This window comes from Thioalkalivibrio sp. ALMg11, assembly GCF_000377905.1.
Classification (GTDB): Bacteria; Pseudomonadota; Gammaproteobacteria; order Ectothiorhodospirales; family Ectothiorhodospiraceae; genus Thioalkalivibrio.
In genome coordinates this window covers 309,828-328,754 of sequence record NZ_KB898872.1, presented here as the reverse complement: position 1 = coordinate 328,754, position 18,927 = coordinate 309,828, and the positions used below count along the sequence as shown (strand labels likewise).

Here is an 18,927-nt window from a genome sequence, read left to right as displayed (position 1 = left end):
GCGATAACTGCCGGTCTTTCACGTTCTTAACGTGGTCCGACCCCGTAGTGCGTATCCTGAGGAGTGTAGTGATGACCAAAAACCACGGAAACAGCATCAAAGACGACGAACAGTACGAAGCGCTGCGCGATGAGGGCATGAGCAAGAAAAAGGCGGCGCGCATCGCCAACAGCGACCGCACCCAGGTCGCTCGCCGCGGTGGCGAGAGCAGCCGCTACGAGGACTGGACCAAGGAAGAGCTATATGACAAAGCCCAGGAAGTGGGCATTAAGGGCCGCTCAAAGATGGACAAGGACGAACTGATCCGCGCCCTGAGGGGGTAGTCCCGGCCTCGGAGTTAGCCCGATTGAACATCCCGCAGGATCCAGCGTCAGCTCGTGCCCCTGCGCCTGCAACGCTGGACCATGGATCGGACCAGCCAGCTTCGTGGGCGTCTCGCGGGCTAGTGCCAGCCGCATTTTGCGACGCGAAGGAAAAACTTGATGAATTTCCTCGTTCTTCGTTTCTCAGTTCCTCGCCCCGCACGGAGCTGCCGGTAATTCGCCTGCCAGAGTTCGCTGCCATGCAGTGGCTACTTCCTGAGAACTGAATATCCCATGTAAGTTTCCACTAGGAATGGGCACCCATATTGTCGCCCTCGAAAACTCTCGATCACCGACCACAATGTGGCTCATTCTACCGTGGTTTGTTTTCGTGAACGTCTCAAAACTCGTGGCACCAAGTTCTGTCAACTTGACAAAAACCGGCCAGCCAATATCTGTCTGTTCCTCTGCCATTGATTTCTGCACATAGGGCGAACAAAGATGAAACTCCAGCTCAGTCTCTGCTACCACAATGGCAGGAGTAACCAGCAACAGCACAGCGATCCATTTCAGCATGATGATTGCCTAAGGCCGAGCTCAGCCGAGGAAGGCCGCGTCGCGGCCTGACGTCGGCTGGAGCGGCGTGTTAGAGCATTTTCGTAGCACGGTAAGGTCCAGTGTGCCGTGAAGCGGTTCCCCAACCCCGGCGCCAACGGGGTACGGAACCCGCTTACCGGCCTCGGCATATCCCCTTCGGGTGTAATACTGGACAAGTTCCCGACGCGCGGACACGACTACCAAAACGAATTCCTCCACCCCCGGCACGGCGCTCGCCCATGCCTCCGCGCGCACGAGAAGCGAGTTACCTATTCCCTTAGCCTGCATTCCTGGCGCGACCGCAAGCATGCCGATATGAGCCTCCCTTCCTTTAACGTCAACCTGAACGCAGCCGACAACTCGCCCATGATCCAACGCGAGAATAATCCTCGCCAGCCCAATTGCCTCCCCGATCTGCCTCGGATTGGTTCTCTGGCCTCCAAGCAAAAGCGATTCGTGAGTCCAGCCCTCGTCTCCGGTGCTGGGCCGATATGCGGAATTGACAAGCCGAGCGATGTCCTCCAGATCGTCTGATGTCGCCGTCCGATACACCAAATCGACCATGACCTTCTCCGCAGCTCTAACAGTGATTAGGTAGCGTGCACGGGTATTGGTTGAGCGTGCGCGTGTTATATCCTGACCGAGCGGAAGGAGACACCCCATTGCCGTTTCCCTGCGCGCTGGTCGGCCACTTTCTCCCCTGAAATTGGCCGTTTAAGGTCTTCTCTGGGCGTTGAGGTCGCGATAACTGACGGTCTTTCAATCGCTTATCGTAAGCGAAGGAAGGGGATCAGACCTTGCCTTTTGCCCTTCCTTCGCCAGAGGGGCAAAAGGCAAGGTCTGACCCCATGCCGCGTGACCCACGTTCTTTTCGAGAAGGCAAGGTTTAACCCCATGCCACAGCCCTAAATGGCCATTTTCGCCCCAGAAGTTGGCCGTTTAAGAACTTCTATAGTCGGGAAAATCGCGATAACCGGCGGTCTTTCATGCTCTTATCGTGGTCCGACCCCGTAGTGGCACACCTTGATATTCAAATTACGCGACCATATACTTTCTCACCAATGCATTAAAATCCGCTGAAGTCCAGAGTTCCACCGGCGCGCCATCTGCCTGCTCCTTAGCCTGCACTGTAAAATCTGATGTCGTCACGACAATCGCCTTATTTGCCCGATACTCCTTATATTGCATCGCACCAAGTATCGCCTGAATATCTCTTGCCCCAATATTGGCGCCTGCGTTGTATCGTTTTACTTGTATAGCGATCCGGTCGGCGTCGTTAAATGCCAACACATCAACTCCAAAATCGCCGCCCTTTGCCGTGATCTCCGTCTCGTAGCCCGCAGCGTCAAATACCGCGGAAACGAAGCGCTCAAATTCATATGGGTCCATCACCGAATAGTTGCTTTCAATCAGAGCAGCGATTCGATCGCCTGACTTATCTATTAAGTCACGCAATCTCGCCTCCGCTTCCTTAAATTTCGTCTCCATTCCCGAGAAGTATGGATTCCAGATAGTGCTATTATATACGTCTACCAAGGTTTTCCCAGCACCCACGAGTTCTGGGTTTTTCTCCCACATCAACTGGAGATCCCGGCAAAACTCATGATGCACCTCTTCATCGTACTGATCGCCGGGGAAACCATTCCACTTATCTATTAGTGGAAAAAGAGTTTGATACTCGTCTTCCGACACTGAAGCGCCACGCTCCGTCTCCAATGTGTACATGAATGATTTTACCCCCGAACCATATAGTGCAGAAGCAGTGTGTACGACAGCGTCTGTTGCAGCGCTCATGTCCTGCCAGAGGTTGTCGGGGGTCACACTTTTTGAGACGTTATCCAAACGCTCAACCAAGTTCTCGAGAACCGTAACGTCATTGCTCATAGAAAATCCTCCGTTATTGGCGCCAGGCTCAGCCCCTCCGCGATCCAGAAGTGTCCGGCCTTTATCGTGCTCCGACCCCGTAGTGGTTACACTTCCTTCTGGGGGCACCAGCAGGGTCAGGCAAGTTGATAACCTGCTTCTTACAGCGAGACACGTGACGGCATATCTCTTTGTGTTCCGTCTTCGTTCTCCCACCACCAAGTCACGTCGAAAGCAGCGACGGTATCGAATGACAGCGCGGCGATCAAATTACACTCACCACCCGGCGACAACTGGGCGAGGGGTAGCTTCGCGTCGTAATTTCCGCTCACAAGCGGTGACTCGTTGCCCGGAAGTGGGTTGACCTCAAGGTTCACGCGGCGAGGGAAAGGGGGCAGGCCTTGCCTTTTCTCTTTTTTTGGCCACAGGGGCAAAAGGCAAGGTCTGACCCCATGCCACCCGTTCAGCCTTTTACCGTGGTCCGACCCCGTAGTGTGTACCGTGGTCCGACCCCGTAGTGTCCTGGGGGTCCGACCCCGCTATGCGCATCCTTGAACGAAAAGGAAAAACATGGGTGTCCTCTTCTTCATAGCTCAGTATGGCGCGTTATAATATATCTCGCCCGACAACTCCTTGAGTTCCTCAATAATCCAGGTAAACCGGCCCTGCTTCTTAAGCCACGCTCCGCATGCCGCCATTCGATTGAATCCAGTTACCTTTTTTGCGGTGTTCTTCGACTGATAGCTGTCATGAGCGGCGTAGTTACGCAGAGCTGACAGGTGTTCTAAGGAATCCTTGTACCTATTTCGTTTTATAATAGTAACCAAATAGTGGTCACTTGGAACGTACTGTTTGAGAAGCTTTATGAGTCCATCGCGCCCTTTGAAATCGAAGTATCCACTTCCTGTAATGAGGTATTCACAAAGCTCATCAGTCAAATGATCAGGGAAGTCAATGCCAGTAGTCCGCGATATTGTAGTTGTGTCGTTATTGATCGCGCCAGTGATAGCTTCAAGCATTAGGATCTCAAACTCGCGATAGAGCCTGATGATAGCGTACTCGTAGCACCACGTTATGTGCGCATCACTAAGGTTTTCCTCAGCCGCACTAACATAGTCGACCAGCGCATCGGACTTATCACAGAATGTTCCAGCAGAACGCCTGATGCTCTTCTTTCGTGGCATATGCTTTCCTTACTGCCCAAGTCAGAGGTAACCGGCGCCGGAGCGCAAGCGGAGGGAACCAAAAACGGTACGCTTTTGGCGTCCGGTTGACCGTTCGGTTAGCCCCTGTCTACTCGATTTAGATGGTTTTTGAGTTCATTGAGACAGATTTTTAGTGGAACGCCCAAACCTGAAGCCCGAGCATCGTCGCTGCTAAAAGCCGCAGCGACCCCGGTTGCAATTGTGTCAGATATTCTCAATATCCGCTAGCGATTCGTCGATGGTAGAGATGAACTCTCTAATCTCATCGGCATCGTGGGAACTCATGAGAAGTGTACACTTCCCGAGGAGCCCGTGGGCACCAGCCTGTGCCATTCCGGTCTCCCCGCCTGTTTTCACATACAAGCCATATAGCCCGCCACCTACAGCGGCACTTATAGAAATTCCCACGCCTACAGATTGGAAATCCAGATCGAACACAGACTACTAATCCTCCATATTTTTGGGCGCTAAGGTCTAAGCTAAGCGGCGCCGCGTTAGCCACGTCCGGTGGAGCGCAAAGCGCGAAACGAACTTGAGTGACTTGTTAGTTGTCATCTTTCTCGTAGTCTTCCGCATATTGAGCTTCACCAATCCCACGATACCCGGTTTCTACTACGGCTTTGCAGTCTGGACAAACCAAATTCACCCACCCTGTCTTTCTCGTGGGATTCAAGACAACTCTCTTGGAATTGTGAAAGCAATTAGCACACAGGAGATGGGGTGGTTCGTCTTGTGCTTCTGTTTTTTTTAGCGCATAGACCTGAGCCGGCCCTCTCCATGGAGATGCCAAAACATATCTTTTCCGTTGTTCTGCCCAGTCCTCAACGGCTGACAGCCGGGCTTCAAGATCTCGAATTCGTTCGCGGAGTGAAATATTTTGCTCTTGAAGTTCGAGCGCTCCCTCTCGTAGTGCCATTACCTTTTCCTGTGCCTCGATCGTGGCACCTTTTTTCAAGAGCTCAATGATCTCTGAGTAATTAGGGAGCATATTTTTCCTTAACGACAACTAACAGTGATTAGGTAGCACGTACGGATATTGATTGAACGTGCGCGCTACATATGCCGGATGAGCCGGCGTCACAAATATTCGGGGGTTCAGCGGATTACGGTGCATGGGTGACCATGGCTCCTGGATATGTAGCGGCTGGGATCAATTGTGTTAGGGGTGCCGTCTTCGATGGTCGTCAGGCCGATTCTGGCACGCACGTTGTGGGTTTGCGAACGGATGAAGGGGAGGGGGCCATGTAGGGCGCGGCCGGGACGCTCAGTCGAGGAAGGCGACGGATTTGACGAGGGCGTGGGCGCGGGTGCCGGGCTGGAGGCCGAGCCGTTCGGTGGAGAGTCGGGTGAGTTCGGCTATCAGGGTCTGGCCGTCTTGCTGGCGGCAGGTGGCGAGGATACGGGCGGGGCCATGGTGGCCGGGCGCCTCGTCCAGGGACTCGATGGTGACGGGGATGATGTTGAGGATGGAGACGTCCTGGGGTGGGGACAGGGCGATGGAGACGTCGCGGGCCTCGATGCGCAGACGGGCCGGGCGGCCGGCGCCGTTGGTGGCGCCGGGGGTGGACGGTACGCGGTAGCGGGCTTCGGGCGGGCCGAAGGGGTGCAGGCCGTGGGTGTCGGCTGGGCCCAGTTCGCCTTGCAGGACGGAGACAGCGCCTTCGTCGCGGAACAGGGGCGAGTCGGCGCGGGCCAGCGCGTCGCGCAGGGGTTCCAGGCGTTCGAGTTGGCCGTCGTGCATGAAGGCAACGCGATGGGCGAGGCGTTCGACCTCGTCCGGGGCGTGGGTGACCAGCAGCGTGGGGATGCCGGTCCTGTCGGACAGGCGGGCGAGGAAGGGCATGATCTCGCGCTTGGTCTGGGTGTCCAGGGCGTTCAGGGGTTCGTCGAGCAGCAGCAGGTCGGGGCTGATGAGCAGGGCGCGGCCCAGCGCCACGCGTTGGCGCTGGCCGCCGGAGAGCTGGTCGGCGCGGCGGTCCAGCAGCTCGGTGAGGCCGAGCAGGTCGGCGACCTCGTCCAGGTGCAGGCGGCGCAGGGGTTCCGGCGTGCGCTTGTAGCCGTAGAGCAGGTTGCCGCGCACGGAGAGGTGCGGGAGCAGGGTGGATTCCTGGAACACGAGGCCGACACGGCGGCGGTGCAGCGGGACTAGGGTCTTGCCGCACTGCCAGGCGGTGTCGCCGAAGTGCACCTCGGCGCCGGGCGGGTGTTCCAGTCCGGCGATGATGCGCAACAGCGTGGTCTTGCCGCAGCCGGAGCGGCCGAACAGGGCGGTGACGCCCTCCAGCGGGATGGCCGTGTCCACATCCAGCGCGAAGCCGGAGCGCTCCAGGCGCGCCTTGATGCGTAGCCCATTGCTGACGGGCTGGCTCACGGGCTGGCTCACAGGCGCACCGTGTCGAAGCGGCGGTTGATCGCGTAGACGACGAACAGGACGACGAAGGCGAACACCAGCAGGCCGAGGGACAGGCGGTGGGCGGCGTCGAAGTTCATCGCCTCGGCGTGGTCGTAGATCAGGATGGACAGCACCTGGGTCTCGCCGGGGATGGCGCCGCCGAGCATCAGGATCACGCCGAACTCGCCGAGGGTGTGGGCGAAGGCGAGCGTGGCGGCGACGATGAAGCCGCCGCGGGACATTGGCAGCACGACGGTGAAGAAGCGATCCATGCGTCCGGCGCCCAGCGAGCCGGCGATCTCGGTGGGCCGGCGGCCCAGATTGGCGAAGGCCTGCTGCAGGGGCTGCACGGCGAACGGGAGGGAGTAAATCACCGAGGCGATCAGGATGCCCTGGAAGGTGAACGCCAGGTGGTTGAGGCCCATGTTCTCCAGTGTGCTGCCGACCGGGCCGGCCGGGCCCAGCAACACCAGCAGATAGAAGCCGAGCACGGTGGGCGGCAGCACCAGCGGCAGGGCGACCAGTGCCTGCACCGTGGTGCGCAGGCCGCCGGGGGCGCGGCCGTTGGCCAGCCACCAGGCGATGGGGGTGGCGATCACCAGCAGGATCAGCGTGGTGTAGATCGCCAGCTTGAGGGTGACCTCGATCGCCATCCAGTCCGTGGGGCTCAGCTCGAACATGGCCGGTTACGGGGTTGCCGTGGCCGTGTCGGCGGGTTCGTCTTCGGGGAGTGCTTCGCCGGGCATCACGAAGCCGAAGCGGCGCATGATGTCGCGTGCGGTATCGCCGTTCATGTACTCGGCGAAGCGGTGGGCCGTGTCGTTGTGTTCACCGCGCCGGGTGATGATGAAGCCCTGGGTGAGGGGTTCGTGCAGGGCGTCGTCGATCAGGTGGTAGTTGTGCTCGGCGAGGTCCGGGAACTCGGCCAGCGACAGGGCGATGATGCCGATCTCGGCGCCACCCGCCTGAATCATGCGCGCGGTCTGGGCGATGTTGTCACCGTTGACGATCTTGGACTGCAGGTCGTCCCAGACGCCCACGGACTTGAGCGCCTCCATCGCTCGCACGCCGTAGGGGGCGTGGGTGGGGGAGGCGATGGCGACGCGGCGGATGTCGTCGCGTAGCAGGTCTTCCAGCGTCATCGTGGAGGCATCCATGCGGTTGCTCCACAGCACGATGCGGCCGATGGCGTAGACCTCCGGCTCGGTCACCGCGTGGCCCTCGGCGCGCAGCTTCTGTGGGTAGGCGATATCGGCGGAGAAGAAGACGTCGTAGGGGGCGCCGTTCATGATCTGCGTGGTCATGCGGCCGGAGGAGCCGTAGGTGACGCGTACGGCGTCGTCCGGGTGCGCCTCGCGGTAGGCGTCCAGGATCTCGTCCAGGGCGAAGCGCAGGTCGGAGGCGGCCGCGATGGTCAGCGGGCCGTTGGCGGTGGTCAGGCCGGGTAGCAGGAGCAGCAGGGTCATTAGGAGGGCGCGCAGGTGCATGGTGTGGGTCTTCCCTGTGGCTGGGTCTTGTTGGGCTCGGGTGGTTCCGTTGGGAGACTGCTTCGTCGCGTTGCTCCTCGCAGTGACGCGGCGCTTGTCTGGGTGGATATGCGTTTCGTTATATTTCAGTTTGCATATCGGTAGGCGCAATGATGCGTGGGCCAGGGAGACCCGTCAAGGCTGGGGTCGGCGTTACGGCTTGGGGTCGTCGGCGAGGAACTCGGCGAAGGCGTGCAGCTCGTCGCGCAGGGCCTCGCAGGCCTGGCGTTCCATGTCGCGGTAGCGTGCCAGTACGGTCTCGCCGAAGGCGGTGACCTGGGCCCCGCCGCCGCCGGAGCCGCCCTTGGCGGTGGCCACCATGGGCTCGCGGAAGCTCTGGTTCATGGTCTCGACCAGGTCCCAGGCGCGGCGGTACGACATGCCGACGCTGCGCGCGGCCGCGGAGATCGAGCCCTTGTCGCGGATGGCCTCCAGCAGCATGGCCTTGCCCGGGCCCATGGCCGTGACCTCGCCCAGCAGCACGCGCAGGCGCGGGGCCTGGGGGTGGTCCTTTGGAGTGCCGGAGTGGTGGGTGCTCATGCGTTGTGGGGCCTGGGGTTTGCCGGTGATGGTGCCGGGGAGGGGTTGTGAGTGCGAATGATAACCCCCGCCCCCGTCATTGCGAGGAGTGCAACGACGAAGCACAAAAGCAGCGAAGCTGCGTTGAACGGCCAAAGGCCGGCCCGAAGGGCGAGCGCAGCGAGTAATCTCCTGATGCTGGCACTGCGCGAGTGGTCAGATTCCGGTGGTTACGGACGGAGATTGCCGCGTCGCCTTCGGCTCCTCGCAATGACGCGGAGAGGAGCGGAGGGACGGAAGAGGCCGGGGCGCGGGGCCCCGGCCCGGGGCTCAGGCCTTGCCCTGGAGCTGCGGGATGACGGCCTCGTTCTCCAGCGTGGAGGTGTCGGAGGTGATCTCCTCGCCCTTGGCGATGGAGCGCAGCAGGCGGCGCATGATCTTGCCGGAGCGGGTCTTGGGCAGGCCGTCGGCAAAGCGGATGTCGTCCGGCTTGGCGATCGGGCCGATTTGGTCGGCGACCCAGTTGCGCAGTTCCTTGACCATCTCCTCGGCCTCGTCGCCGGTCAGGCGATCGCCCTGCAGGATCACGAAGGCGACGATGGCCTCGCCCTTCACGTCATGCGGGCGGCCGACCACGGCGGCCTCGGCGACCGCCTTGTGCGCGACCAGAGCGGATTCGACCTCCATGGTGCCCATGCGGTGGCCGGAGACGTTCAGCACGTCATCGATGCGCCCCATGATCCAGAAGTTGCCCTCGGAGTCGCGGCGCGCGGAGTCGCCGGCCAGGTAGTACTTGCCGCCGAACTTCGGCCAGTAGGTGTCCTTGTAGCGCTGGTCGTCGCCCCAGACGGTGCGCAGCATATGCGGCCAGGGCTTCTTGATGACCAGGTAGCCGCCCTCGTCGGCGCCCAGGCTCTTGCCGTCCTCGTCCACCACGTCGGCGGCAATGCCGGGAAGGGCCTGGGTGCAGGAGCCGGGGACCAGCGTGGTCGCGCCCGGGATCGGGGCGATCATGTTGGCGCCGGTCTCGGTCTGCCACCAGGTATCGACGATCGGGCAGCGCTCTTCGCCGACGGTGGTGTAGTACCACATCCAGGCCTCGGGGTTGATCGGTTCGCCGACCGTGCCCAGAAGGCGCAGCTTGGACAGGTCGTACTGCTTGGGCAGGTCCGGTCCGGCCTTCATCAGCGCGCGGATGGCGGTGGGGGCGGTGTAGAACACGGTCACGCCGTGGTCCTGGCACATCTTCCACCAGCGCCCGGCGTCGGGCACGGTCGGGGTGCCCTCGTAGACCACCTGGGTGGCACCCACGGCCAGCGGGCCATAGGCGACATAGGTGTGGCCGGTGATCCAGCCGACATCCGCGGTGCACCAGTAGACGTCGTCGCCCTGCAGGTCGAACACCCACTCGTTGGTGACAATCGCGCCCAGCAGGTAGCCGGCACTGGAGTGCTGGATGCCCTTGGGCTTGCCGGTGGAGCCGGAGGTGTAGAGCAGGAACAACGGGTGCTCGGCCTCCACCCATTCCGGCTCGCAGTCGACGGATTCGCCGTCCACGGCGTCTTCCCACCAGACGTCGCGGTCGGCGTGCATGGTCACGTCGTTGCCGGCCCGCTTGCAGACGACCACCTTCTCGACGTCGCCCGGGTTGGAGTCCAGCGCCTTGTCGACGTTGGCCTTGAGCCCCACGACCTTGCCGCCGCGCTCGCCGCCGTCGGCGGTGATCACGACCTTGGAGCCGGAGTCCACCACGCGGTCCCGCAGGGCGTCCGCGGAGAAGCCACCGAACACCACCGAGTGGATCGCGCCGATGCGGGCACAGGCCTGCATGGCGATCACGGCCTCGGCGTTCATCGGCATGTAGATGATGACGCGGTCGCCCTTCACCACGCCCATGCCCTTGAGGGCGTTGGCGAGCTTGCCGACCTCGTTGTAGAGGTCACGGTAGGTGAGGTGGCGGGTGTCGCCATTCTCCGCCTCGAAGACGATCGCGGTCTTGTTGCCGCGGACTTCCAGGTGGCGATCGATGCAGTTGTAGGAGACGTTCATGCGCCCGTCGGCGAACCACTGGTAATGCGGCGCCTTGGACTCGTCGAGACCCTGGGTGAACTCGGTCTGCCAGTCGATCTTCTCGCGCGCGAGATCGCACCAGAAGCCCTCGTAGTCGGCCTCGGCCTTTTGGTGCAGGGCCTCGAGATCGGCCGGCTTCAGGCGGGCGTTTTCGGTGAACTCCGCCGGCGGCGCAAAGTGGCGCGTCTCGGTGAGGGTGGACTCGATGTTGTCACTCATCAGGGCCTCCAGATCGGTTTTTGGTATGGGGTATGGGAGTGGCCAACCGCCAGCCCCTTTGGTGGGTGCGAGGATAGCATGTGAACCGGCCGCCGGCCGCGCTCACCAGAGCCACGCGGGGCGGAACAGCACGCGCCCGAGCGGCAGTTTTCCGTCCGGCGATTGCCGGCTCAGCAGTGCGGCGAACAGCTCGCCCGCGGCGATGGCATCGAACAGCGCGTCGTGTGCGCGATAGGCCGGCAGGTTGTAGCGCGCGCGCAGGGTATGCAGGCGCAGCCCGTGGGCCGGGATCGGCTGACCGGCGCGGCGCAGGGCCGTTTCCGCCAGGCGCAGGGTGTCCACGATGGCCAGCGGGGGGCGCACGCCGTACAGGCGCTGGCAGGCCTGCTCGAGGAAGCCGATCTCCAGGGCCGCGTGGTGCGCCACCATGACGCGCCCGGCGAGCGCGCGGAACAGGGCGTCCAGGGCCTCGTCCAGGGCCACGCCGTTGGCGGCGCGCTGATCGGTGATGCGGTGGATGACGGCGCTGGCCTCCGGCACCGGTCCCTCGGCGCGCACCAGGCGCTGGTCCGCGGTGGCGAGGTCGATGCGCGGGCCCTCCATCGCCACCCAGCCCATGCTCAGGATGCGGTCGTGCTCCGGGTCCAGCCCGGTGGTTTCCAGGTCGACTGCAAGAAAGCGGCCGGCGGCCACCGGTTGACTGGCAGGGGGCATGGGGGTCTCCATGCACTCGCGCAGGGGCCCCGGCGGGGCGCGGCGCGCAGCCTGACGCCGGGCGCGGCAGAAGCGCCAGTGGCCGGGCGGGCGTAGCCATTCGGCAGCGTGCAGAGGGCAGACCATCAGAGGGCCGTCTTGCGGGCGTCGTTCACCAGGCGGAAGGCGGTCTTCAGGTGACTGCGTTCCAGGGTGGACAGCCCGGCCGGGTCCAGCGCGTTGTCCGGGGCCTGGCCGTTGCGGATCTGGGTGGCCTGATGACGGGCGCGTAGGTTAGCGATGTACAGCCAGGCATCGGCCAGGTTGTCGGCCGTGGTCTCGTTGATGACCCCCGCCCGGGCTGCGGCGCGCAGGCGTTCGACTGTGCTGCGTGCCTCGCTGCCGGCGTGCAGGGCAAAGACCCGTGCCATGGCGACGATCGGCAGCAACCCGCGCATCTTCAGGTCCAGGGTGTCGGCGTGTTCGCCGCTGTCTTCCAGCACGAACTGGCGGAAGAAGCCGAGCGGCGCGGGCAGGTCGCGCGCCTGGTCGGCCAGCGCGCTCAGCAGGGCCTCGTGGCGCGCGCCAACCTCCAATGCCTGTTGGCGCAGGGGTTCGAACAGTTCCGCTGCACCGTGGATCACGCGCATGTCGAGATAGTGGGTGGCCAGCATCGCATCGCGTGGGGCCGGGTGGTGCAGCACGCGTTCCATCTCGCGCGCCCAGTCGGCCGTGGGTCGGCGCCAGTCGGGATGGGTGGGATCGACATCGCCGGGGCAGGCGCGGATGCCGCAGGCGTCGAGGCCGGCGGTTACATGGCGGGCGAGTTCCGCGAACCAGGCGTCGGCGTCCGGCGAGGCGTGGTCGGCAATGATGAGAGCGGTGTCCTGGTCGGTGAACACGGTCTGCTCGTGGCGGCCCTGGCTGCCGCTGGCCAGCCAGGCAAAGGCGCAGGGGGCCGGGCCGCGGTCGCGTTCGTCCAGCTCGATCAGGCGCTGGGTGAGGGTGTCGATCACCGTGGTCACGGTCTGGGTGAGCTGGGTGGCGTCGGCGCCGGCCTCCACCAGTTGCACCTGCAGTTGGGGCAGGGCCTGCATCACGCCCTGCAGGCCGGCGAGGTCGTCGGCCCGGCGCAGGTCCCGTACCAGATAGACGGCGCTGGTGCCCTGGTGGCGGATCAGGTCGGTGCTGGAGAGGATGCCGGCCAGCGTCCCGTCGGCCTCGTGGACGACCGGAAGGTGGTGAATGTCGTGGCGCGCCATGCGCAGCAGGGCCTCGAAGGCGGGGGTGCCGCGCTCAACGGTGGTCAGCGGGCTGGCCATGGATTTGGCAACGGGCTGGCCGGGGTCCACGCCGTTGGCGACCGCACGGCGCAGGTCGGTGTCGGTGAGGATGCCGCAGGGTTCGCCCGGGCGCTCGGGCGTGTGCAGCAGCAGCGCGGAGATGTCGGCCCGGTCCATCAGGCGCGCGGCCTCGTGCAGGCTGAGCGTGCTGACGGCCAGTATCGGGTCGGAGGTCATCAGGGCGCGCACCGGCGTGGTTAGCAGGCTGCGGTCCCCGTGCCCGCCGTGTGCTGTGCGGTCGGTGGCCAGTGGGCGCGGGGCGTCGGCGGCGAGGAACTGGGCGATGGCGCTGTCGCGCGTGGCCAGCTCAAGGGCGCGATCCAGTGGCAGGTGGTAGACCAGGGCGTCCTCGGTGACCGGGCCCAGCGGGTGCGACGGGGTGTTGGGGATGTGCACCAGATCGCCCTCGCCCAGGCGGTCGTGCAGGGTGTCGTGCGCGTCGCGGATCTCCAGCGTGCCGGTGCGCACGATCCACAGGCCGGGTTCGGCGTCCGGCGGGAAGCGGGTGCCCTCGCGCAGGTAGCGCAGGGTGAGCTGGCGCAGAAAGGCATCCCGGCTGGCCTCCGGCAGGGGGGCCAGATCGGGGCAGTGGTCGAGAAACTCGCGGATCTCTTCGAGTTCGCCGTTCATGCGTGGGTCCGTTGGGTGTTCACGTGGGGTGGGGCAACCGGCAATCGACCGGGGTGGGGTCGATTGCCGCTTGGCCCGCAGACACTGTGTCCGATAAAAGGGGCCGACCCGGTGCACCCGAGCCGACCCCCTCTTTTCTACTATCGAATGACCATCCAGTCATGGTGGCGGGGACCCCGCCATGCCGATGTTTCCGGGCATGGCGGGGCCGTCCATCAGCTTTCGGTACGCGGTACGCGCACGCTTTCCACCAGGTCCTGGATGTCCTGCGGCGGTTCCTTGGTCAGCTTCATCACGATGTAGGCGGTGACGAAGTTGAAGACCGCGCCGATGGCGCCGAAGCCGGTCGGGTTCACGCCCAGCAGCCAGCCTTCCGGGGTGTCCGGGAGCATGGCGGTGCCGGAGAAGAAGAACCAGCCCTTGTACGTGAAGATGTACAGCAGGGTGGTCAGCAGACCCACCAGCATGCCGGCGATCGCGCCTTCCTTGTTCATCTTCTTCATGAAGATGCCCATCATCAGGGTCGGGAACAGCGAGGCCGCGGCGAGACCGAAGGCCAGTGCCACCACCTCGGCCGCGAAGCCGGGTGGATTCAACCCTAGGTAACCGGCGAACAGGATGGCGACACCCATGGCGATACGTCCGGCCATGAGCTCCCGCTTCTCGCTGATCCTTGGCATGAATACGCCCTTCAGCAAGTCATGCGAGATGGCCGATGCAATGGCCAGCAGCAGTCCCGCCGCGGTCGATAGCGCGGCGGCGATACCGCCCGCTGCGACCAGTGCGATCACCCAGCCCGGAAGCCCGGCAATCTCGGGGTTGGCCAGTACCATGATGTCGCGGTCGAGGGTCACGATCTCGGAGCCTTCCCAGCCGTACTGCTCTTCCGCCATGGCCGCGAACTCGGGGTTGGCGTCGTTGTAATACTGGATGACCCCGTCTTCGTTCTTGTCCTCGAACGCCAGCAGGCCGGTCTGTTCCCAGCGATCCATCCAGGCCGGCCGGTCCTCGTAGGCCAGGTGGCCTTCCTCGGTGCCGATCTCGCCCGGGTGGACGGTGTTCACCAGGTTCCAGATGGCCATCGCACCAACCGCCGGGGCGGTGGTGTAGAGGAGGCCGATGAACACCAGCGCCCAGCCGGCGGACTTGCGCGCATCACGCACGCGCGGGACGGTGAAGAAGCGGATGATCACGTGCGGCAGGCCCGCGGTACCGATCATCAGCGCCAGCGTCAGCAGGAACATGTTGAGCATGCTCATGCCGCCCACTTCGGTGTAGGCGTGGAAGCCCAGATCGACCATGGTCTGGTCCAGCGCATCCAGCAGGTAGGTATCGGATCCCTGCAGGGTGGAGCCCAGACCCAGCTGCGGGATCGGGTTGCCGGTCAGGGTGATGGCAATGAAGACCGCCGGCACCGTGTAGGCAAAGATCATGATCACGTACTGCGCGATCTGGGTGTAGGTGATGCCTTTCATCCCGCCGAGCACGGCGTAGATGAACACCACGGTCATGCCGGCGATCAGGCCGGTGGCCAGTGGTACTTCCAGGATGTTGGAGAAGGCGATCCCGACGCCGCGCATCTGCCCGATGACGTAGGTCACGGACATCACGATCAGGGCGATCACCGCGATAATGCGCGCGGTCTTCGAGTAGAAGCGGTCACCGATGAATTCCGGCACCGTGAACTTCCCGAACTTGCGCAGGTACGGGGCCAGCAGCAGCGCCATCAGCACGTAGCCGCCGGTCCAGCCCATCAGGTAGGCACCCCCGGTGAAGCCGAGGAACGCGATCAGGCCGGCCATGGAGATGAACGACGCGGCGGACATCCAGTCCGCGGCCGTGGCCATGCCGTTGGCGATCGGGTTGATGCCGCGCCCGGCGACATAGAACTCGCTGGTCGTCCCGGCACGCGCCCAGATGGCGATGCCGATGTACAGGGCGAACGTCGCCCCGACCACGAGCAGGCTTAGAGTCTGTTGATCCATGACAGGCTTACTCCTCGTGGACGTTGAACTTGCGATCCAGGACGTTCATGCGCCAGGCATAAACGAAGATCAGGATGATGAAGGTGTAGATCGAGCCCTGTTGCGCGAACCAGAAGCCCAGCGGATAGCCCCCCAGCTGGATCGCGTTCAGCGGCTGGGAGACCAGAATGCCCAGCACGAACGACACCAGGAACCAGATTGCCAGGCAGATACCCAGCAGACGCAGATGCGCCCGCCAGTAGGCCTGCCGGCTCAGGTCTTCTTGTGACATGACGATGCTCCTCTCGTAAGGTTTTGTTGTTTGCCGTGTTCCGTCACAGCTGGTATTGCACCTCAAGCTGTCCCTGCAGCTTGCGGGCCTGCCGGAAACTCTCCTTGAGCACCCGTCCCTCCAGGGCACCCAGCTCTTCCGGCCGGATTCGGTTGTCGTCGTCGCGCCCCTCGCGCAGCGCCTTTTGCTGGGCGCGCAGGCGCAGCATCTGCAGGTAGCGCAGGGCGGCGTGGTAGTCCCGGGCATCGGCGGCGCGCATTACGTCGGCCGCAACGGCCTGGTCCAGGCGCTCGTGGGTGCGCGTGGCCGGCAGCTCGGCGGCCAGCGCAATCACCCGTGCGCCGTCGACGAAGGGCGTGAGGCCCTGTTTCTTGATGTCGATCCCGTTGGACCCGCTCTTGATTTCGCCGAACAGCCCCAGGGGCGGGCGGAACATCTGCTGGTTGGCAGCCATCTGGCGGCGGAAGCGGCTGTTGAAGGCGGTCTTCTGCAGCAGCCGGGTACGCAGCGCCTCGACGGGTCCGGCATCGCCGTCCACCGCGCGCAGGTCGAAGAAGATGCTGCTCTTGAGCAGGTGTTCCGGCGTGCCCTGCTCGATCCAGCGGGTGAAGCGCTGATCCCACTCCGGGCCGCTCAGGCAGCATTCCGGGTTGCCGGCCATGATGTTGCCGGGGCACAGCATGAACCCGCACTCGGCCAGCGCCTGGTTCACGGCCTTCGCGTACGGCAGCAGGCGCTCGCGGATTGCGTCCGCGTCGCTGGCCTCGGCGTCGAACAGGATGCCGTTGTCCTGATCGGTGACCAGGGCCTGCTCCTCGCGCGCCTGGGAGCCGAACGCCAGCCAGGTGAAGTCGATGCCCTCGATCGCCTCGTGCTCGGCGCGCAGCAGCGCCAGCACCCGGCGGGTGGCGTGTTCGTTGAGGCGCGTGATGAGGCGCAGGACCTGATCGGCCTCGGCCCCCTGGCCTGCCACCGCCTCGATCAGACGAGGCACCTGGCGCAGGCGTTCGGCGATTGCGGCGACGGAGTCGGCGCGGCGGAGCGCGCGTACCAGGCCGTCCAGGGTCAACGGCTGGCTGGTCAGCAGGTCGCGTTCGCCCAGCACGCCGACCAGGCGCCCGTCGCGCACCACGCACAGGTGGGTCATGCCGTGCTCGGTCATCGCCTCGATACCCTCGAAGCCCGGGGCGCTCTCCTCCAGCGCCACCGGGTCGGGGGTCATCACGGCCGCGACTGGGGTGTCGAGGTCGACATCCGCGAGCGCCACGCGCGCGAGCAGGTCATGCAGGGTGAAGATGCCCACCGGCCGCTGGTTGTCGTCCACCGCGACGATCGAGCCGACGCGCTCGTCGCGCATGGTGGTCAGGACGTCGCGCAGCCGGGTGTCCGGGCGGCAGGTGACCGGACTGCGCGCCAGGCGCAGGACCAGCGGCGTGTTGAGTTGTCCGGCGCCGCCGTCGCGGGCCGACAGGGTGTCCAGGCCCTGCTGCAGGCGGTCCAGCAGATTGGCCAGGCGTCGCGTGCAGAAGTCGTTGAAGATCCGCGAACGGGTGCGCAGGCGGTCGAAGTCCTCCAGGCTTAGTTCCAGACAGACGGTGTCCTCGGCCGCGCGGTGCACGGTGTGCACCGCGCGGCGGCCGAGCAGGGCGCCGATCGGGAAGCATTCGCCGGGGATCAGCTCCCAGGCCTTGCCGGAGAGCTGTTCGTCCTCGCTGGGGGTCTCGCCGCGGATGCGGCCCTGGCGGATGATGTGGAAGCGCTGGGCGGGCCCGGCCTCGGGGTCGGTGATGCGCGCACCACGGGCGTAGAAGCGGCTCTCCAGCCGCGGCAGGAGGAACTCCAGCGCGTCCGTCTCGAGCTGGTCGAACGGGGCGTGGGCGCCGAGGAACTCCCGGGTGCTGTCGAGCGCGTCGGACATGGCGGTAGCGGCATCCCCAAAGTGATGTGGTGTTCACGTTTGGGGTGTTTGCTGCAAGTTGTACGCCAATCCGTTGATCCCCGGGAATCAGCAGGTTGTGGTCAAGCGGTCTGTCCGCGCGTTACGTTGCGTAACACGCGTGTTTCTTCTCGTTACACCGGGCCACGGCGTAGGGGAGGCGAAGGCGAATGCCGGCGTTCGCATTCGCCCGGCCGTCAGCAAGCCTTCGTTACACCGGGGGGCGCCTGCCGGTGACGAAGAACACCACCGCCAGGATCAGGCCCACGACAAACAGGATCCAGGCGATTTGCGTGGCGGCCCCGGCAATCCCGCTTAGCCCCAGGGCGCCCGCGATGATCGCAACGATCAGGAAAAGTAGTGCCCATCCCAGCATTGGTTCTCTCCTTTCGAATCTTGTGGATTCTGAGTGTAGGCCAGAATTCGCTGCCCGATCGTTTCTTGTATTCGGCTTGGCGTACCAGTTCTCAGTTTCGAATTCCCATTGGCGACCGGGTGTATCCATCAAGGACACACTGGGGGCTGGTGGGTGATCCTCGCTGTGGGTTTTTCATCGGATGACAGTGTGTCGGGTGGGGAAATGTGAACCTGTTCAGGACGGCTTCGGTGTATGGCGGGATATGGTCCCGGGGTCGGCACAACCATGTTGCCTCTTCATGGATTGGGAAGCATTGATCGGCGCGCCCTGGAAAAGAATTCCTGGAGGGAACATGCAATGAATAGCGTTATGCGAAAACCACGCAAGGATGCCGATGGTCCGTCCCTATTCCTGCCGCTTCCGGTATATGCGGTTGCCCTGATTCTGGGGCTTGGCGGCATGCTGGCGGGCTGTTCCGACCCGGGCCCGGCGCAGGAGGCCGGCGAGACGGTCGAGGAGATGGACGAGGACCTGCGTGGCTGGATCGAGGATCTGCGCGAGGATGAGGATGAGGTGCAAGAGGGTGAATCCGGCCCCGCGGGGCATGACGACGAGTTCTCCGAGGAGGATCCGCCGCGCGACATGGATTGATCAGTGGTCGCCGTGCGGTGGGGCTGGGTCGGAAAGGGATTCGGTCAAACGGATACGGCAATCAGGAAACAAAAGGCTGGTGGGTGGGTCGCCATGAGCGGATGGCGGTTCGCCCATCAGCCTTTTCGGTTCTGTGGGCGTGCGCGGTATCACGAGCCGGGTTTCGGGGTGGTGCTGTTTTGCAAGTTTTTGAAAATGAATTACGCATTTTTTCTTCTTCTACCTGCAGGGCTGCGGGAAAATCGCCGGCGCCTTTAGGGCAGTCAAGAAATTTTACATTTCGATTACGATCAGGAAGGGGACGCGAACATGAAAGCGATCTTGCTGACAACGATGGCGTGGACCCGCTCTATGGTCAGGGCGCGCA

General features: G+C 63.6%; 19 protein-coding genes. 2 read left to right on the top strand and 17 right to left on the bottom strand.

Going from position 1 to position 18,927, the window contains the following annotated elements; translation table 11 throughout:
• Positions 1-71: 71 nt before the first annotated feature.
• A complete protein-coding gene (locus D578_RS0104205) occupies positions 72-323 on the top strand; it encodes a Rho termination factor N-terminal domain-containing protein (RefSeq protein ID WP_018948726.1) in 252 nt (83 codons plus the stop codon).
• Between the two features lie 183 nt (positions 324-506).
• Here D578_RS0104205 and D578_RS15860 read toward each other — a convergent pair whose 3' ends face one another.
• The 17 genes from D578_RS15860 to D578_RS15305 form a co-directional block, all read right to left on the bottom strand.
• The gene (locus tag D578_RS15860) at positions 507-878 is read right to left on the bottom strand and encodes a hypothetical protein (protein WP_155996755.1); all 372 of its coding nucleotides are present in this window, start codon (positions 876-878) and stop codon (positions 507-509) included.
• Between the two features lie 21 nt (positions 879-899).
• Positions 900-1,463 (bottom strand): GNAT family N-acetyltransferase, encoded by a 564-nt coding sequence (locus D578_RS0104200; RefSeq protein WP_018948725.1) that lies wholly within the window; start codon positions 1,461-1,463, stop codon positions 900-902.
• A gap of 471 nt (positions 1,464-1,934) precedes the next feature.
• Positions 1,935-2,783: a restriction endonuclease gene (locus D578_RS15085; protein WP_018948724.1), complete on the bottom strand. Its 849-nt coding sequence runs from the start codon at positions 2,781-2,783 to the stop codon at positions 1,935-1,937.
• 572 nt (positions 2,784-3,355) lie between these two features.
• A complete protein-coding gene (locus D578_RS0104190) occupies positions 3,356-3,946 on the bottom strand; it encodes a hypothetical protein (RefSeq protein ID WP_018948723.1) in 591 nt (196 codons plus the stop codon).
• A gap of 225 nt (positions 3,947-4,171) precedes the next feature.
• The gene (locus tag D578_RS16120; protein WP_155996754.1) at positions 4,172-4,405 is read right to left on the bottom strand and encodes a hypothetical protein; all 234 of its coding nucleotides are present in this window, start codon (positions 4,403-4,405) and stop codon (positions 4,172-4,174) included.
• Positions 4,406-4,511: 106 nt separating this feature from the next.
• On the bottom strand, positions 4,512-4,955 hold the full coding sequence (locus D578_RS15850; RefSeq protein ID WP_155996753.1) for a hypothetical protein: 444 nt from the start codon (positions 4,953-4,955) through the stop codon (positions 4,512-4,514).
• Between the two features lie 276 nt (positions 4,956-5,231).
• The gene (modC, locus tag D578_RS0104180; RefSeq protein ID WP_026289164.1) at positions 5,232-6,338 is read right to left on the bottom strand and encodes a molybdenum ABC transporter ATP-binding protein; all 1,107 of its coding nucleotides are present in this window, start codon (positions 6,336-6,338) and stop codon (positions 5,232-5,234) included.
• A gap of 8 nt (positions 6,339-6,346) precedes the next feature.
• Positions 6,347-7,039 (bottom strand): molybdate ABC transporter permease subunit, encoded by a 693-nt coding sequence (gene modB / locus D578_RS0104175; RefSeq protein ID WP_018948720.1) that lies wholly within the window; start codon positions 7,037-7,039, stop codon positions 6,347-6,349.
• A 6-nt stretch (positions 7,040-7,045) separates the two neighbouring features.
• Positions 7,046-7,846 (bottom strand): molybdate ABC transporter substrate-binding protein, encoded by an 801-nt coding sequence (gene modA, locus D578_RS0104170; protein ID WP_018948719.1) that lies wholly within the window; start codon positions 7,844-7,846, stop codon positions 7,046-7,048.
• A gap of 192 nt (positions 7,847-8,038) precedes the next feature.
• Entirely contained in the window at positions 8,039-8,425 is a 387-nt protein-coding gene (locus D578_RS0104165; protein ID WP_018948718.1) for a winged helix-turn-helix domain-containing protein, read from the bottom strand.
• Between the two features lie 309 nt (positions 8,426-8,734).
• A complete protein-coding gene (gene acs, locus D578_RS0104160; protein ID WP_018948717.1) occupies positions 8,735-10,693 on the bottom strand; it encodes an acetate--CoA ligase in 1,959 nt (652 codons plus the stop codon).
• Between the two features lie 102 nt (positions 10,694-10,795).
• Positions 10,796-11,407 carry a 3'-5' exonuclease gene (locus tag D578_RS0104155; protein WP_018948716.1) on the bottom strand — a complete coding sequence of 204 codons (612 nt, stop codon included), beginning with the start codon at positions 11,405-11,407 and terminating at the stop codon, positions 10,796-10,798.
• Between the two features lie 125 nt (positions 11,408-11,532).
• Positions 11,533-13,359 (bottom strand): putative nucleotidyltransferase substrate binding domain-containing protein, encoded by a 1,827-nt coding sequence (locus D578_RS0104150; protein ID WP_018948715.1) that lies wholly within the window; start codon positions 13,357-13,359, stop codon positions 11,533-11,535.
• 215 nt (positions 13,360-13,574) lie between these two features.
• On the bottom strand, positions 13,575-15,344 hold the full coding sequence (locus D578_RS0104145; RefSeq protein WP_018948714.1) for a sodium:solute symporter family protein: 1,770 nt from the start codon (positions 15,342-15,344) through the stop codon (positions 13,575-13,577).
• A gap of 7 nt (positions 15,345-15,351) precedes the next feature.
• Positions 15,352-15,615 carry a DUF4212 domain-containing protein gene (locus D578_RS0104140; protein WP_018948713.1) on the bottom strand — a complete coding sequence of 88 codons (264 nt, stop codon included), beginning with the start codon at positions 15,613-15,615 and terminating at the stop codon, positions 15,352-15,354.
• A gap of 43 nt (positions 15,616-15,658) precedes the next feature.
• A complete protein-coding gene (locus D578_RS0104135; RefSeq protein ID WP_018948712.1) occupies positions 15,659-17,533 on the bottom strand; it encodes a DUF294 nucleotidyltransferase-like domain-containing protein in 1,875 nt (624 codons plus the stop codon).
• Between the two features lie 229 nt (positions 17,534-17,762).
• The gene (locus D578_RS15305) at positions 17,763-17,927 is read right to left on the bottom strand and encodes a DUF1328 domain-containing protein (protein ID WP_018948711.1); all 165 of its coding nucleotides are present in this window, start codon (positions 17,925-17,927) and stop codon (positions 17,763-17,765) included.
• 339 nt (positions 17,928-18,266) lie between these two features.
• On the opposite strand from D578_RS15305, the gene D578_RS0104125 reads away from it, so the two are divergent.
• A complete protein-coding gene (locus tag D578_RS0104125; RefSeq protein ID WP_026289163.1) occupies positions 18,267-18,560 on the top strand; it encodes a hypothetical protein in 294 nt (97 codons plus the stop codon).
• Positions 18,561-18,927 lie beyond the last annotated feature (367 nt).